Below are 15004 nucleotides of genomic sequence, written 5' to 3' on the forward strand. Positions count from 1 at the left end.
GGCGCACCGTGAAATGTCTCCGGCGGCGATCGGACCGTCCGGAAAAGATCCCCGAATGTGAGCCACCGATTCGGGAGCCAGGAGGCGGTCATGCGGTTGAACCCGTTCGCCGGGGCCTACCTCGCCGATCCGGCGCAGGTGTGGCGGCGGTTCCTCGACGCCCCGGACAGGGTGCACCACGACGAGGACCTGGGCCTGTGGTTGATCACCCGGCACGCCGACGTGCGCCGGGCGCTCAGCGACACCCAGACCTTCGGCAACGCCCTCACCCTCGCACCCGTCTACGACGTCTGTCCGGCGGCGCTGGAGATCATCATGGGCATCGACGCGCCACCCACCACCGCCGCCGCCGACCCGCCGGTGCATCCGCGGACCCGCCGGGCGCTGCGCGCCACCTTCGCCAACACCCCGGAGCGGGTCGAGCGGCGGTACGGGCCGATCGTCCGCCGCCGGGTCGACGAACTGGTGTCCCGGCTGGCCGCGGCGTCCGGGCGGCACGTCGACCTCGTCCCGGAGTTCACCACCGAGTTGCCCCTGCTGGTGCTGCTGGACATCCTCGGCGTACCGGACCGGGACATCGGGCGGGTCCGCGCGTGGGCCGACGGCCAGATCGCGCTGATCTGGGGGCGGCCCGACCCGGCGGAGCAGGTCCGGCTGGCCCGCGGGCTGCTGGAGTTCTGGCGGTACTGCCAGGAACTGGTCCGGGTCCGGCTCGACGCCGGCGGGCACGGCGAGGACCACGTCGGCCGGTTGCTGGCCTACCGGGACGGCGACGACGAGATCCTGACCGTGGCCGAGGTGGCGAGCATCGTGTTCAACCTCCTGGTCGCCGGCCACGAGACCACCGCGGGGCTGCTCGCCCACGCGCTGGACCAGGCGCTGTCCGAACCGGACCGCTGGCGCGCGATCGTGGCCGAGCCGCACCGGATTCCCGCGTTCCTGGCCGAGACGCTGCGCTTCGCGCCCGCCATCGACGGGTGGCTGCGGGTCACCAACCGGCCGGTGACGCTGAGCGGGGTGACCATCCCGGCCGGCGCGCGCTGCCTGCTGCTGATCGGGGCCGCCAACCGGGACCCGGCGGTGTTCGCCGACCCGCACCGGTTCGACCCGGACCGTCCGGACGTCGGCGACCACCTCTCCTTCGGGCACGGCGCCCACTTCTGCATCGGGGCCGCGCTGGCCCGGCTGGAGGCCGCGACCGCGCTCACCCGGCTCGCCGCGGCCCTGCCCGGGCTGCGTCTGGCTCCCGGGCACGGCCGCGCGTACCAACCGAACGTGGCGTTCCGGGCGCACCGCACGCTGCCGGTGATCGTCGACCCGGCGGCGTCGCCCGGCGTCCCCACGGTGCCCCGCGCCGAGCGGCCGGCGGCCTGACCGGTGGCCGCCGCCCGGCCGCTGAGCTGCGCCGGCGGCCGGCCGGGCGGCATCCGGCCGGGGTGACCGGCGATCGCGAACGGCCCGGCCGGCCGGGGCGGCCGGGCGGCGGTACCGGCCCGGCCCGACGATCACGCAGCGGAGTCACGTCTTCACACCCGTCCGTCCCTGGGTTAAGAATTGTCCCCTGCGAACGCCCAGTCATCACCCAACCTCGATCTGATGCCGATGCCGAGCCGGCGTCGCGAAGGTGAACACATGGATCGCACGCCGCCGTCCGGCACCGCCCACTCCGGTGCCAGCCACCGGTTCCGCTCGGAACTGCGCCGCTGGCGTACCCGGCAGGGGTTGACGCAGCGGGCGCTGGCGGAACGGGTGCGGTTCAGTCGCGAGACGGTCGCCGCGGTCGAGTCCGGCCGGCGGTTCGGCAGCCACGAGTTCGCCGTGCGCTGCGACGAGGTGCTCGACACCGGCGGTCGGCTGGCGGCGTTGTGGCCCCAGGTCGCGGCGGAGCAGTTGGCCGCGGACGGCCGGCGCGGCCCCCGGTTCGGGGAGGTGGCCCGGCTGGACCCGGCCGCCGGGCCGCCGCCCGCCCGGCGCGACGCGAGCGATCCGGAGGCGGTGGTCGCCGCGATCGACGAGCTGCGGGAGCTGATCGGTCAGGTGCTCGGCCAGCCGGAGGCCGACGTCCCGCCGCCGCCCGGGCCGCGCTGACCTCGGCGGGCCGGCCACCGTCCCGGGCCGGGGCGCGGCGCCAGCCAACCTGACTCTGGGTACAGATGCTGGTACGGCCTGTTTGTACCACGGTCAGGTCTGGTCTGCGAGCGCGCTTTCCGGCGCAATGAGACGTGCAATCAGCAAATGCAGATTGACCGTTGTGAATGAGCGCGGGAGTCGGTCTTGGCGTCGAGCACGAGGTCCCACACGGCCCGACCCTATCCGACCCGCCGCCGCGGCTGGAAGATAGCCGCCCGGATGCGTCTCATCGTCGCGGCCCCGCTGGTAGCCGTCATGGGCTTCGCCGGTCTGGCGTTGACCGAGAGCGCGCGCCAGACCGCCCGGGCCAGCGACCTGGGCCTGCTGGCGCACCTGGGCGCCGAGGCCGGCGACCTGGCCCACCGGCTGCAACGCGAGCGCGTCGTCGCCGCCGACCTGCTGACCCGGGGCAGCCCGGAGCAGCAGGACACCTTCGCCGACGCCACCAGCACCACCGACGAGGCGGTCGACCGCTACCGCCGGCAGCGCGCCCGGGTGCCCGCCGGCCCCGCCGCCGACCAGAGCGTGCTGACCCGGATCGACGCCGCGCTGGCCGGCCTGGCACCGCTGCGCGCCCAGGTCCGGACGGCCGAACACGCCTCGGTGTCGGCGATGACCTTCAGCTACCGGATCGCCATCGCCGACCTGCTCACCCTCCGGGAAAGCGTGACGCTCGGCGTGGTCAACGCCCGGATCGCCGACGGCATCCGGGCCTCGGCCGCCCTGTCCAAGGTGGCCGAGGCGGTCGGCCAGCAGCAGGTGGCGGTCCTGCGCGCGGTCGCGGCCGACGAGCTGACCCCGGCCCTGCAGCAGGACATCACCGCCGCCCGCACCGGGGTCACCGAGTCCGGCCTCGCCTTCCTGGCCCTCGCCCGGCCCGACTGGCGGGGCTGGTGGGAGCAGGCCGGCAGCGGCAAGGACGCGCTGCTGCTGCAACGGATGCAGGACGAGGTGTCGCGGACCGGCGCGGGCAGCCGGCTGCGGCTGGACCTGGGCAACTGGATCACCGCGACCGAGCAGTGGACGGCCCGCCTGGCCGAGCTGCGCCAGCGGGTCGACGCGGCGGTGCTCGACGACATCCGGGCCGCGCACGCCGACCAGCGGTGGCGCACCGTCGTGGAGGCCACGGCGACGCTGGTGGCCCTGCTGCTCACCGCGCTGGTCACCTGGGCGGTGGCCCGGCAGATCACCCGCCGGCTGCACCGGCTGCGGGACGCCGCGAACACCGTCGCGTTCGAGCGGCTGCCGCAGGTGGTGGCCCGCCTCCAACAGCCCGACAGCTCCTCGGTGGACCCGGACGAACTGGCCCGGCGGCAGTCCGCGCACGCCATCGAGCCCGCCAGCGACGACGAGATCGGCGAGGTGGGGCAGGCGTTCAACGCCGTGCACCGGGCGGCCGTGCGGACCGCGGCCGAGCAGGCGGTGATGCGGGCCAACACCGCCGACATCTTCGTCCACCTCAGCCGGCGGGAGCAGCGGCTGGTCGACGCGGTGCTCGCCCAGGTCGACCAGGTCGAGCGGAACGAGACCGACCCGGAGCGGTTGCAGCAGCTCTACCGGCTGGACAACCTGGCCACCCGGATGGGCCGGATCAACGCCAGCCTCCTGGTGCTCGGCGGGGTCGGGGTGGGGCGGGTACGCCAGCAGGACGTGCCCCTGCAACAGGTGCTCCAGGCCGCGCAGAGCCAGATCGAGTACTACGCCAGGATCCGCCTCGGCCTGGTCGACGGCGACGTCGCGGTCGCCGCCGAGGCCGTCGACGAGGTCGTGCACCTGCTGGCCGAGTTGATGGAGAACGCCACCGGATACTCGCCGCCGGACACCGAGGCGTGGGTGACCGGGCGGACCCTGGGCGACCGGGTGATCATCCAGATCGCCGACGAGGGCGTCGGGCTCTCCCCACAGCGGCGGCAACAGCTCAACGAGTTGCTCGCCCGGCCACCCGCCACCGACGTCGCCGCCGTCCGGGCGATGGGCCTGGTCGTGGTGGGCCAGCTCGCCGCGCGGCTGGGCGTGGCCGTCCAACTGCGGCCCGGCCCGCACCGCGGCACCATCGCCGAGGCGGCGCTGCCGGGCGCGATGCTCCGGTCACTGCCGCCGGAGGAGTTCCTGCTCAGCCCCGCCCGGCCGTCGCGGCGGGTGGCCCGGACCGATCCGCCGGCGACCCACCGGGCGGCCGCCGGGCCGTGGGCCGGCCGGCCGGCGCCGGCCGCGACGTCGGCCACCCGTACGCCGGTGGCCGACCGGGCGCTGCCGGTCGCGCCGGTGTTCCGCCCCGCGCCACGCCCGGACCGGGGTGTCGAATCCACCGAGGAGCTCGTCATCTTCGACGAAGTCAACCACTGGTTCCAGGCCGACCGGGCGGACGGCGCCAACGGAACGTCCTGGACCAGCTCCACCGACGACGCCTGGCGCACGGCCGCCCGGGCCGACGCGCCCGAGGTCGCCGGCACCACCACCTCCGGCCTGCCCCGCCGGCAACCGCAGCGGCACCTGGTGCCGGGTGGGGTCCCCGCGTCACAGCAACCGCGCTCCGAGTACCGCGACCCGGCCCGGGTGGCCACCGCGATGGCCGCGTACGCGCGGGGAGTCGCCGGCCGCCGGGCCAACCTGATCAAGAACTGAGCCGACAGGGAGCACACGTGAGCGACCACCAGGATCTCGGCTGGCTGCTGGACGCCTTCGCCGAGCGCGCCACCGAGGTCAGCCATGCCATCGCCATCTCCAGCGACGGCCTCATGGTGGCCGCCACCCGTGGTCTGCCCCCCGACCGGGCCGATCAGCTGGCCGCCACCGGCAGCGGGCTGGTCAGCCTCCTGCGCGGCGCGGCGGCCTTCTTCGACGCCGGCGCGGTGATCTCCAACGTCACCCAGCTCGAGGGCGGCTTCATGTTCTCCATGGCCTTCAACGACGGTGCGTCCCTGCTCGTGCTCGCCGACCCGCAGTGCGACGTCGGCAAGGTCTCCTACGAGATGACCGAGCTGGCGAACCGCATCGGCGAGGCACTGACCCCCGCGGCCCGGGCGGCGTTGAGCCGCAGCCGCTGACCTCCGGCCCCTCGCCGGAGACGCCCACCCCTGGTAGGAGATGAGATGTCCCTGAGCTTCCCCCGGCACCACCGCGCCCGCACCGCGGCGCTGCTCGCCCTCGTCCTGCTCGCCCCGACCGCCTGCGCCGACGACGAGCGCGACGCCGCCGCCCCCGGGGCGATCAAGGTCGGTCTGCTGGCCTCGCTCTCCGGCACGTACCAGGCGGTCGGCAAGGAGATGCGCGACGGTTTCGAGCTCTACCTGTCCACCCACGACGGCAAGCTCGGTGGCCACCAGGTCGAGCTGGTCGTGGCCGACGAGGGCAACGGCGCGGCGACCGCGGTGCCCGCCGCGACGAAACTGCTCAAACAGGATCGGGTGGTCGCGCTGACCGGCATCGTGGGCGGTGGCTCGGTGGCCGCGGTCTACCCGCTGCTCAACGAGACGAAGGTGCCCTTCGTCGGCGCCAACGGGCGGCCCGCGCTGAAGGACGTGTCCCGGGTCTGGCACACCTCCTACCTCTCCGACGAGCCGGGGGAGGCGATCGCGTCGTACGTGCACGACAACGTCGACGGCAGCGTCTACGCCATCGGCCCCGACTACCAGGGCGGCTGGGACGAGCTGCGCGGCTTCACCGAGGCGTTCGTCAAGGCCGGTGGCCGGCTGGCCAACCCGGACGGCAAGACCACCTTCACGCCGTTCCCGGCGACCACCAACTTCACCCCGTACTTCGCCCGGATCAAGGCCTCCGGCGCGACCGCCGTCTACACCTTCTACGCCGGCAGCGCCGCCGTCGACTTCGTCAAGCAGTACGCCCAGTCGGAGATCAAGGACCTGCCGCTCTACGCCGCCGGCTTCCTGACCGAGGGTGGCGTGCTGGACGCGCAGGGCCCGGCCGCCCGGGACATCTACTCGGTGCTCAACTACTCGCCCGACCTGGACAACGCGGAGAACCGCGCGTTCGTGGCCGCGTGGAAGGCCAAGAAGGACGGCTCCCCGACCACGTACGCGATGGCCTCCTACGACGCCGCGGCGGTGCTGGACCGGGCCGTCGCCGACGCCGGCGACGACCCCACCCCGGAGCGGATCAACGCGGCCATCGGCCGGCTCGGCCAGATCGCCAGCCCCCGTGGCACCTGGCAGTTCTCGCCCACCACCCACGCGCCGGTGCAGAAGTGGTACCTGCGCCAGGTCCGCCCGGACGGCCGGGCGCTGTCCAACACCGTCGTGGGCGACCTCGCCACCGTCGGCGGGTGACCGCGGTGGCGGCCGGCATCCGGATCGACCCGTACCTCGTGCCGGCGCTGGACGGGGTGGCCTACGGGCTGCTGGTGTTCGTCGCCGCGGCCGGGCTGGTGCTCTGCTTCGGCGTCGCCGGCATCCTGAACCTCGCGCACGGCACCCTCTTCGCGATCGGCGGCTACACCGCGGCCGCGCTGCTCGACGGCGGCTGGCCGAGCCTGGCGCTGGCGCTGGTGGCCGGCACCGTCGCCGCCGCCGGAGCCGGGGCGCTGGTCGCCGGGCTGCTCACCCGGAGCGCCGCCCGCAGCCACCTCACTCAGGCCCTGCTCACCTTCGGCGTCGCGCTGGCCGGCGGGAGCCTGCTGGTGGGGGCGTTCGGGCCGGACGACCCGCCGGTGCGCGTCCCGGCCGCGCTGGACGGGTCGGTGGCCGTCGCCGGGCACCGCTACCCGGCGTACCGGCTGGTCTTCATCGCCGTCGCCGCGCTGCTGGCCGGCCTGCTCCACCTGGCGGTGCGCCGCACCCGGGCCGGGATGCTGGTCCGCGCCGCCGTGGACGACGCGGAGATGGTCGCCGCGATGGGGGTGAGCCCGACCCGCATCCGGGTGGGGGTGCTCGCCGTCGCCGGCGGGCTGGCCGGGGCCGCCGGGGTGCTCGGCGCCCCGATCATCGGCCCCGGCACCGACACCGCCGACACGGTGCTGCTGCTCTCCCTGGTGGTCGTCGTCCTGGGCGGCCTCGGGTCGATGGCCGGCACCCTGCTCGCCGCGCTGGCCGTCGGGCAGATCCAGACCCTCGGCGTCGCCCTCGCCCCGTCCACCGCGCCGTTCCTGCTCTTCGCCGCGATGGCGGTGGTGCTCGCGGTGCGGGCCCGGCTGCCGCTGACCGTGCGGAGGGCGACGTGAGCGACGAGGTCGTGCGCGCGCTGCGGCGCGGCGTCGCCGCGCTGGTCCTGGCCGGGCTGGTGCTGGCGCCGTGGGCGGTCGACGACTACACCGCCGCGCTGCTCGCCCGGACCCTGGCGCTCGGCCTGGTGGGGGTGAGCGTGGCCCTGCTCACCGGCGTCGCCGGGCTGCCCACCCTCGGGCAGACCGCGCCCTACGCGGCGGGTGCGTACGCCAGCGCGCTGGTCGCCGGCCGGCTCTCCGACGTCGGCCCGGTGCAGGTGGCCGTGGCGGCCGCGGCCGGCGCGGCGCTGGCCGCGGTGACCGTCCCACTGGTGGTCTCGGCGCGCGGCGTGGTGGTCCTGATGATCACCCTGGCGGTCGGTGAACTCGTGGTGACCGCCACCGGCCGGTGGCGCTCGGTGACCGGTGGCACCGACGGCCTCGCCGGCATCGCGCCGGTGCGTCCCCTCTGGGGCATGCCGGCGCTGGCCACCGACCGGGCGCGCTACCTGTACACCCTGGCGGTGGTGGCGGTGCTGCTCGGCGTGGTGCTGCTGGTCCTGCGGACCCGGGTCGGGCTGTTGTTGCGGGCCGGCCGGGACGACGAGGCCCGGCTGCGGGCCAGCGGGCACCGGGTGTCGGCCCAGGTGGCCGGCGTGCACATCGCGGGGGGCGCCGTCGCCGGCAGCGCGGGCGCCCTGCTCGTGGTGACCCAGCAGTACGTCTCACCGGCCGACTTCGGTTTCGACACCTCCGCCCTGCTGCTGCTCGGCGTGGTCATCGGCGGTGCCGCCTCGGTGGCCGGCGCGCTGGTCGGCACGGTCGTCGTCATCGCCGCCCGGGACTGGCTGTTCGGCGTGCTGCCCGGGCAGGCGCCCCTGGTGCTGGGGCTGGCCTTCGTGGTCACCGTCTACCTGCTGCCCGGCGGCGGGCGCCGGCCGGCCGTGCGCGGCCGGCTGCTGCCGGGCGTACCGGCCCGCCGCCGGCCGGCGGACCGACCGACCCCCTCGGAGGTGCGGGCATGACGCCGCTGCTCTGCGCCCGGGGCATCACCGTCCGGTACGGGTCGCTGGCCGCGCTCGACGGCGTCGACCTGCGGATCGCGGACGGCGAGCGGCACGCGCTGATCGGGCCGAACGGCGCCGGCAAGACCACGCTGCTCGACGTGCTCGGCGGCCGCACCCGGTCCGGCGGTGGCCGGGTGTGGCTGGCCGGCCGGGACGTCACCCGGCTGGGCCCGGCCGCCCGGGCCCGGCGGGGCATCGGCCGGATCCACCAACGCCCCGCCGTCTGGTCGACGCTGACCGCCACGGAGAACGTGCTGGTCGCCGCCCTCCCGCACGCGGTACGTCCCGCCGGCTGGCGTCCCGGCGCCCGACGGCGGGCCGCCGAGCACACGGCGGCGGCGCTGCTGGCGCGGGTGGGGCTGGGCGACCTCGGCGCGACCCCCGCCGGGCAGCTCGCCCACGGCCAGCGCCGGCAGTTGGAGATCGCCGTGGCGCTGGCCGGCCGGCCCCGGCTGCTGCTGCTCGACGAGCCGGCCGCCGGCCTGTCCGCCGCCGAGGTCGACCGGCTCGCCGAGTTCCTGCGGGTGCTGCCCCGGGCGGTCGGGGTGCTGCTGGTCGAGCACCGGCTGGACCTGGTGTACGCGCTCTGCGACACGGTGACCGTGCTGCGCGACGGCCGGACGCTGGCCACCGGCACGCCCGCCGAGATCCGCGCCTCCGGCCCGGTCCGGCAGGCCTACGCGGAAGGGGTGGCCTGATGCTGCGCGTCGAGCGGCTCTGCGCCGGCTACGCCGGGGGCACCGTGCTGCACGAGGTGAGCCTCGACGTGCGGCCGGCCACCGTCCAGGCGGTGGTGGGCCGCAACGGAGCGGGCAAGAGCACCCTGGTGCACACGGTCGCGGGCCTGGTGCGGCCGCACGCCGGGCGGATCGAGATCGGCGGCGTCCAGATGGCCGGCCGGCAGCCGCACCGGATCGCCCGGTCCGGGGTCGGCCTGGTGCCGCAGGGCCGGCGGGTCTTCTCCCGGCTGACCGTGGCCGAGCACCTGGTGCTGGCGGCCGCACCCTGGCGGGCCGCGACGCCCGGCGGCGAGGGCTGGACGGTTCCCCGGATCCTGGAGCTGCTGCCCCGGCTGGCCGCCCGGCTGCGCCACCGGGGGGACCAGCTCTCCGGCGGCGAGCAGCAGATGCTGGCCATCGCCCGGGCCCTGCTCGGCCAGCCCCGGGTGCTGCTGCTCGACGAGCCGTGCGAAGGGCTCGCCCCCGACCTGGCGGCCCGGGTGCGGGACCTGGTCGGCGCGCTGGCCCGGGGCGGGCTGACCGTCCTCCTCGTCGAGCAGCAGCTCCAGCACGCGTTCGAGGTCGCGGACCGGATCGCCGTGCTGGAGTACGGCCGGGTGGTCTACGACCGGCCGGCGGCCGAGGCCCGGGCCGACCCGGGCGTCCTGGCGGCGATGCTCAGCGTCGCCGCCGTCGGGGAGCCGCCGGCCCCCCGACCGGTGCCCGGCCGCTGGCCCGACCCGGGCACCCGGCCCGACCACCTGCGACAGGGATGAGCGAGCATGCCCACCGACAGCCCCGACACCGAGTACACCTTCGACAACGGCTCCCCGGAGGCCGTGCCCCAGTTGCGTGCCCTGGAGGCGTTCCTCGACCCGATCACCGCGGGTCGGATCGGCCCGCCCGTGCTCCTCCCCGGCGCCGTGTGCTGGGAGATCGGCGCCGGCGGCGGCTCGGTCGCCCGCAGCCTGGCGCGGGCGGTCGGCCCGACCGGCCGGGTGCTGGCCACCGACATCGACGTCACCCACCTCACCCCGACGGGCACCCTCGAGGTACGCCGGCACGACGTGCGCGACGACCCCGCGCCGGGGGACGCCTTCGACCTGATCCACGCCCGGCTGGTGCTGCTGCACCTGCCCGAGCGGCGGCGCGTACTGGCCTCGCTGGCCGGGGCGCTGGCGCCGGGCGGATGGCTGGTGGTGGAGGAGTTCGACTGCACCGCGCCGCTGCGCGTGCTGACCGCGCCGAGCGACGACGCGGCGAAGCTGTTCGCCCAGGTCACCGACGCGATGCTCGGCGTCCTGCAGGGGCACGGCGCGGATCTGGCGTGGGCCCAGGACGTGCACGCCGAGCTGGTGTCGGCGGGACTGGTCGAGGTGGACACCGTCACCCACTCGCAGAGCTGGCCCGGCGGTTCCTTCGGCGCGTCGTTGTACGGCACGAACTCCCGGCAACTCGAGCCGGAGCTGCTCGACGCGGGGCTGTCGCCGGGGCAGCTGGAGGCGTTCCGCAAGCTGCTGCGGGACCCGGCGTTCGCGGTGATGTCCTACCAGTTCGTGTCGACCCGGGGACGGCGGCCGGCGGCGCGGTGAGCGGCGGTACGGCGGTCACGCGGCAACGTGACCGCCGTCCGTCACCGCGGACCGCGGGGGAGCGCCGCCCGCAACGGCAGGCGCACGGGACACCGGATCGACCCGGTCGACAGTAAGATCCACGGGCCCTGGCGAAACCGCGCCTCCGCCCTCCTCGGGAGCCCCCATGTCCGAGTCGCAGGACACCCCCGACGTACCCGACGTCACCTGGCCCCGGCGGCGCTGGCTGCTGCCGGCGGCCGGGCTCGCCGCGGCCCTCGCGGCGGCGCTCGGCGCCGGTCCGGACCGGCCGGCGGTCGTACCCGCCGCCGCGCCGACCTCGCCGGCGGCGACCATCGGCGGCGGCACCCCGGCTCCGGTCGACTCGGCGACTCCCGGCGCCACCGCGGTCCCGGCCACCCCCTCGGCCGTCCCCGTGCGCGCCACCACCCCGCAACGGCGGCCCGCGCCGGCCCGGTCGACCACCGCGCCGGCCCCCCGGCCGCGCGCGACGACCGGCACCACCAGGCCGAGCTGCACGCCTGCCGGGGCGGTGGACGTGGTCCAGGTCTTCACCGACGGGGTGGTGAAGGTCGCGGCCCGGACCGATGGCGAGTGGAGCGACCAGCTCTGCCCCGGCGAGCGCATCCGGGTCTTCTGGGCCACCTACACCTTCACCGCCGACGGCGGCGCGAAGCTGTACGGTTCCCAGGTCCGCTACCTCGACCGGGCCGCGCCGACCTGGACGATGCGGCTCTCCCTGCCGGGCACCTGCGGCCCCTGGTACGTGGTGAGCGGCAGCTGGGGCATCCCGCAGACGCTCAAGCCCGGCGTGGTGCCGTTCGGCGGCGGCAAGCTGCTGGGACACCGGCAACCACTGCTGAGCGCGGCGGCGCGCTCAACCGCCGGCCCGGCGCCCTCGACGTCAGGCCCCGGCCCGGACGTCGGACGGCGCCGCCGGGCCCGCTGCCCGGATTGCGCCGCCCCCGGTCGGCGTTGCGCCTAGGCTGGCCGAGAAGCGAGGCGGGAGGGCGGTGCGATGACGCGGGTGGCGGTGCTCGGGCTCGGCGGCATGGGGGAGCCGATGGCGGCCAACATCATCCGGGCGGGACTGCCGACCGTGGTGTGGAACCGGCACCCGGAGCCGGCCGACCGGCTCCGCGACCAGGGCGCCGAGGTCGCCGCCACGCCGGCCGACGCGGCACGCGGCGCCGACATCGCCGTCACCATGGTCACCGACGCGGCCGCGGTCCGGTCCCTCGCCGTCGACCAGGGCATGCTGGCCGCGCTCCCCGAGGGGGCGGTCTGGGCGCAGATGAGCACCATCGGGGTGACCGAGACCGAGGCGCTGGCCGCGCTGGTCGAGGCGGAACGCCCCGACGTCACGCTGGTGGACGCGCCGGTGGCCGGCAGCCGGGGCCCGGCGCGGGAGGGCCGCCTCGTCGTCCTCGCCGCCGGCCCCGACGCGGTGCGGGAGCGGGTGGCGCCGGTCTTCGAGGCGGTCGGTCAACGGACCGTCTGGGTCGGCCCGGCCGGCGCCGGCTCGCGGCTGAAGCTGGTCAACAACCTGCTGCTCGCCTTCCTGGCCGAAGGGCTCGCCACGGCGGTCGCCCTCGGCGACACTCTCGGCCTGGACCGGGCCACCGTGCGCGACGCCCTGCACGGCAGCCCGCTGCTGTCCGCCTGGGCGGCCGAGAAGCTCGACCGGATCGGCCGGGACGACTACACCCCGCAGTACACCCTGGACCTGGCGCTCAAGGACGTGGACCTGGCGCTGCGGGAGGCGCCGGCCGGCCGGTTCCCGGCCGCGACGGCGCTGGCCGAGGAGTGGCGGCGCGCGGTCGACGCGGGCCTCGGCCGGGACGACCTCACGGTGGTGACCCGGGCCCTCACCGAGGCCGACACCCGCTAGACCGGATCGACCGGGCCGGCCGCGCGCCGGCGCACGCCGACGATCCCACCGGGCGGCATGACCTCGACGCGCCGGGGTGCGACAGCCGGTCCGGGGGGCGACCCGGCAGGTACTCGAAGTGCCACCATTCGTTGTCGTACACCCGGTGCAGGTGGTGCCGCGCGCCATGCCGCTCCAGCCAGCGTGCCCCCTCGACCGGCCGGACGTCCAACGCCACCCCCGCGACGTGCCGGGACTCCTGCGGTGGCAGGACCCACCGGCGGGCCGCCTCCGGCGAACCGCTGCGCCGGACCGCCATGGCGAACAGGCGGGCCTGTTCCTCAGCGGGCCGGTGGCCGGAGGTGAGCCCGATCAGCTCGCCGTGCCGCCACAGCGCCCGGGTCCGGGCCGCCTCGAACGCGGCCCGGGTGTCCGGGGTGAGACCGGTCAGGTCCTCGGTGGGGAACCGGATCGCCAGCGCCCACCGGCCGGCCAGCCACCGCGCCCGGCCGGGCGCCACGACCAGGGCCAGGGGCAGCAGCAGCGCCGCCAGTAGCAGCGTGACCACCTGATACACCCGGTCGCGGCGGCGGGCCCGCTCGGCCGCGCTCATCAGCCGCGCCCACCGGGCCACGTGGACGATCACCGACCGGACCCCGTCGACACCAGTCATGCGGGCAGACTTCCGGACGCCGCGCCCGGTCGCCTGAGTACGCCTGCTCAGCGCCGCTGGTGCCCAGCACCGGGCAGCGGCGCCGGGCGGCTGGGTGACGGGCGGCGGTGGTGCTTAAGTAGACGCCATGCCCAACCCCGCGATCCTCACCGTCGACGACGACCCGGCCGTCTCCCGGGCGGTCGCCCGCGACATCCGCCGCCGCTACGGCGACCGCTACCGGGTGGTACGGGCGGACTCCGCCGAGGCCGCGTTGGAGGCGCTGCGCGAGCTGAAACTGCGCGGTGAACAGGTGGCCGTGCTGCTCGCCGACTACCGGATGCCCCAGATGAACGGCATCGAGTTCCTCGAGGCCGCCATGGACCTGTTCCCCGCCGCCCGGCGGGTCCTGCTGACCGCGTACGCCGACACGGACGCGGCGATCAACGCCATCAACGTCGTCGACCTGGACCACTACCTGCTCAAGCCGTGGCACCCGCCGGAGGAGAAGCTCTACCCGGTGCTGGATTCGCTGCTCGAGGCGTGGGCGGCCAGTGCCGCGACGGCCACCAGCGAGCTGCGGGTGGTCGGCCACCGCTGGTCCGCCCCGTCGTTCGCGGCACGTGACTTCCTGGCCCGGAACCTGGTGCCGTTCCGCTGGCTGCCGGCCGACGAACCCGAGGGCGCCGGGCTGCTGGCGGCGGCCGGGGTGGGCGCGAACGACGTACCCCTGGTCGTCACGGCCGACGGCAAGTCGCTGGTGCAGCCCACCACGGCGGACCTGGCCGGGCACGTCGGGCTGGCCACCACGCCGGCCGCCGACTTCTACGACCTGGTGGTCGTCGGCGCCGGGCCGGCCGGGCTCGGCGCGGCCGTCTACGGCGCGTCCGAGGGGCTGCGGACCGTGCTCATCGAGCGGCGGGCCACCGGCGGCCAGGCCGGACAGAGCAGCCGGATCGAGAACTACCTCGGCTTCCCGGACGGGGTCTCCGGCGCCCAGCTCACCGACCGGGCCCGCCGGCAGGCGCTGCGCTTCGGCGCCGAGCTGCTCAGCGCCCGCGAGGTGGTGTCCCTGGAGGACGCCGGCGGGGCGCGGCTGCTGCGGTTCACCGACGGCAGCAGCGTCGCCGCCCACACGGTGGTGCTGGCCACCGGCGTGTCGTACCGGATGCTGCCGGCGCCCGGGCTGGCCGAGCTGACCGGCCGGGGCTGCTTCTACGGCTCGGTGGCCAGCGAGGCGCCGAGCTGCTCGGGCGAGGACGTCTACATCGTCGGTGGTGCGAACTCCGCCGGCCAGGCCGCCGTGCACTTCTCCCGGTACGCCCGCCGGGTGCACCTGCTGATCCGCGGGGACGACCTGACCCGCTCGATGTCCAGCTACCTGATCGAGCAGCTCGCCCGGATCGACACCATCGAGGTCCACCCGCACACCGAGGTGGTCGGCGGCGCCGGCCAGGAGCATCTGGAGCAGGTGACCCTGCGCGACACCCGCACCGGCGAGACGCGCCAGGCGGACACCTCGTGGCTGTTCGTGTTCATCGGTGCGGAGCCGCACACCGACTGGCTCGACGGCGCGGTCACCCGGGACAGCCGGGGCTTCGTCCTCACCGGGCCGGACCTGACCCGGGGCGGCCGCCGGCCCGCCGGCTGGGCGCTGCCCCGCGACCCGTACCACCTGGAGTCCAGCATGCCCGGCGTGTTCGCCGCCGGTGACGTGCGGGCCGAGTCGGTGAAGCGGGTCGCCTCCGCCGTCGGCGAGGGCGCCATGGCGGTCTCCCTCGTGCACCGCTACCTGGAGGCCCAGTGAGCGCGAGGA

General features: G+C 76.0%; 14 protein-coding genes. 13 read left to right on the top strand and 1 reads right to left on the bottom strand.

Features of this window, described 5'->3' with window-relative positions; all coding sequences use genetic code 11:
* Positions 1–90 precede the first annotated feature (90 nt).
* The 12 genes from AB0I11_RS12320 (at position 91) to AB0I11_RS12375 (ending at position 12557) form a co-directional block, all read left to right on the top strand.
* On the top strand, positions 91–1374 hold the full coding sequence (locus AB0I11_RS12320; protein WP_357317847.1) for a cytochrome P450: 1284 nt from the start codon (positions 91–93) through the stop codon (positions 1372–1374).
* 258 nt (positions 1375–1632) lie between these two features.
* Entirely contained in the window at positions 1633–2088 is a 456-nt protein-coding gene (locus AB0I11_RS12325; RefSeq protein WP_357317851.1) for a helix-turn-helix transcriptional regulator, read from the top strand.
* A 261-nt stretch (positions 2089–2349) separates the two neighbouring features.
* On the top strand, positions 2350–4755 hold the full coding sequence (locus AB0I11_RS12330; RefSeq protein WP_357317854.1) for a nitrate- and nitrite sensing domain-containing protein: 2406 nt from the start codon (positions 2350–2352) through the stop codon (positions 4753–4755).
* A 17-nt stretch (positions 4756–4772) separates the two neighbouring features.
* Positions 4773–5177, top strand: a complete 405-nt coding sequence (locus AB0I11_RS12335) for a roadblock/LC7 domain-containing protein (protein WP_357317857.1) — start codon at positions 4773–4775, stop codon at positions 5175–5177.
* 45 nt (positions 5178–5222) lie between these two features.
* Positions 5223–6416 carry an ABC transporter substrate-binding protein gene (locus AB0I11_RS12340; RefSeq protein ID WP_357317860.1) on the top strand — a complete coding sequence of 398 codons (1194 nt, stop codon included), beginning with the start codon at positions 5223–5225 and terminating at the stop codon, positions 6414–6416.
* The gene (locus AB0I11_RS12345; protein ID WP_357317863.1) at positions 6413–7306 is read left to right on the top strand and encodes a branched-chain amino acid ABC transporter permease; all 894 of its coding nucleotides are present in this window, start codon (positions 6413–6415) and stop codon (positions 7304–7306) included. The genes AB0I11_RS12340 and AB0I11_RS12345 overlap by 4 nt, the downstream gene beginning before the upstream one ends.
* Entirely contained in the window at positions 7303–8313 is a 1011-nt protein-coding gene (locus AB0I11_RS12350) for a branched-chain amino acid ABC transporter permease (RefSeq protein ID WP_357317866.1), read from the top strand. Before AB0I11_RS12345 ends, AB0I11_RS12350 begins: the two co-directional genes overlap by 4 nt.
* Positions 8310–9053, top strand: coding sequence for an ATP-binding cassette domain-containing protein (locus AB0I11_RS12355; RefSeq protein WP_357317868.1), 744 nt, complete (start codon positions 8310–8312; stop codon positions 9051–9053). Before AB0I11_RS12350 ends, AB0I11_RS12355 begins: the two co-directional genes overlap by 4 nt.
* Positions 9053–9850, top strand: coding sequence for an ABC transporter ATP-binding protein (locus tag AB0I11_RS12360; protein ID WP_357317872.1), 798 nt, complete (start codon positions 9053–9055; stop codon positions 9848–9850). The genes AB0I11_RS12355 and AB0I11_RS12360 overlap by 1 nt, the downstream gene beginning before the upstream one ends.
* 6 nt (positions 9851–9856) lie before the next feature.
* Complete coding sequence (locus tag AB0I11_RS12365) at positions 9857–10666, top strand: methyltransferase domain-containing protein (protein WP_357317875.1); 810 nt, start codon at positions 9857–9859, stop codon at positions 10664–10666.
* Positions 10667–10832: 166 nt separating this feature from the next.
* On the top strand, positions 10833–11651 hold the full coding sequence (locus AB0I11_RS12370) for a hypothetical protein (RefSeq protein WP_357317877.1): 819 nt from the start codon (positions 10833–10835) through the stop codon (positions 11649–11651).
* Between the two features lie 33 nt (positions 11652–11684).
* Positions 11685–12557 carry an NAD(P)-dependent oxidoreductase gene (locus tag AB0I11_RS12375; RefSeq protein ID WP_357317880.1) on the top strand — a complete coding sequence of 291 codons (873 nt, stop codon included), beginning with the start codon at positions 11685–11687 and terminating at the stop codon, positions 12555–12557.
* Here the strand turns inward: AB0I11_RS12375 and AB0I11_RS12380 are convergent.
* Entirely contained in the window at positions 12535–13209 is a 675-nt protein-coding gene (locus AB0I11_RS12380) for a M15 family metallopeptidase (RefSeq protein ID WP_357317882.1), read from the bottom strand. The two genes, AB0I11_RS12375 and AB0I11_RS12380, sit on opposite strands and share 23 nt — an antisense overlap.
* A 127-nt stretch (positions 13210–13336) precedes the next feature.
* Here AB0I11_RS12380 and AB0I11_RS12385 point away from each other — a divergent pair, with 127 nt between their 5' ends.
* The gene (locus AB0I11_RS12385) at positions 13337–14995 is read left to right on the top strand and encodes an FAD-dependent oxidoreductase (RefSeq protein WP_357317885.1); all 1659 of its coding nucleotides are present in this window, start codon (positions 13337–13339) and stop codon (positions 14993–14995) included.
* Positions 14996–15004 lie beyond the last annotated feature (9 nt).

The sequence above is a fragment of the Micromonospora sp. NPDC050495 genome (genome assembly GCF_040655175.1).
GTDB lineage: Bacteria > Actinomycetota > Actinomycetes > Mycobacteriales > Micromonosporaceae > Micromonospora.

Coding starts and splice junctions, on each gene's coding strand:
- AB0I11_RS12320 (WP_357317847.1), top strand. CDS start 91: ATGCGGTTGAACCCGTTCGCCGGGGCCTACCTCGCCGATCCGGCGCAG.
- AB0I11_RS12325 (WP_357317851.1), top strand. CDS start 1,633: ATGGATCGCACGCCGCCGTCCGGCACCGCCCACTCCGGTGCCAGCCAC.
- AB0I11_RS12330 (WP_357317854.1), top strand. CDS start 2,350: ATGCGTCTCATCGTCGCGGCCCCGCTGGTAGCCGTCATGGGCTTCGCC.
- AB0I11_RS12340 (WP_357317860.1), top strand. CDS start 5,223: ATGTCCCTGAGCTTCCCCCGGCACCACCGCGCCCGCACCGCGGCGCTG.
- AB0I11_RS12355 (WP_357317868.1), top strand. CDS start 8,310: ATGACGCCGCTGCTCTGCGCCCGGGGCATCACCGTCCGGTACGGGTCG.
- AB0I11_RS12360 (WP_357317872.1), top strand. CDS start 9,053: ATGCTGCGCGTCGAGCGGCTCTGCGCCGGCTACGCCGGGGGCACCGTG.
- AB0I11_RS12365 (WP_357317875.1), top strand. CDS start 9,857: ATGCCCACCGACAGCCCCGACACCGAGTACACCTTCGACAACGGCTCC.
- AB0I11_RS12370 (WP_357317877.1), top strand. CDS start 10,833: ATGTCCGAGTCGCAGGACACCCCCGACGTACCCGACGTCACCTGGCCC.
- AB0I11_RS12375 (WP_357317880.1), top strand. CDS start 11,685: ATGACGCGGGTGGCGGTGCTCGGGCTCGGCGGCATGGGGGAGCCGATG.
- AB0I11_RS12380 (WP_357317882.1), bottom strand. CDS start 13,209: ATGACTGGTGTCGACGGGGTCCGGTCGGTGATCGTCCACGTGGCCCGG.
- AB0I11_RS12385 (WP_357317885.1), top strand. CDS start 13,337: ATGCCCAACCCCGCGATCCTCACCGTCGACGACGACCCGGCCGTCTCC.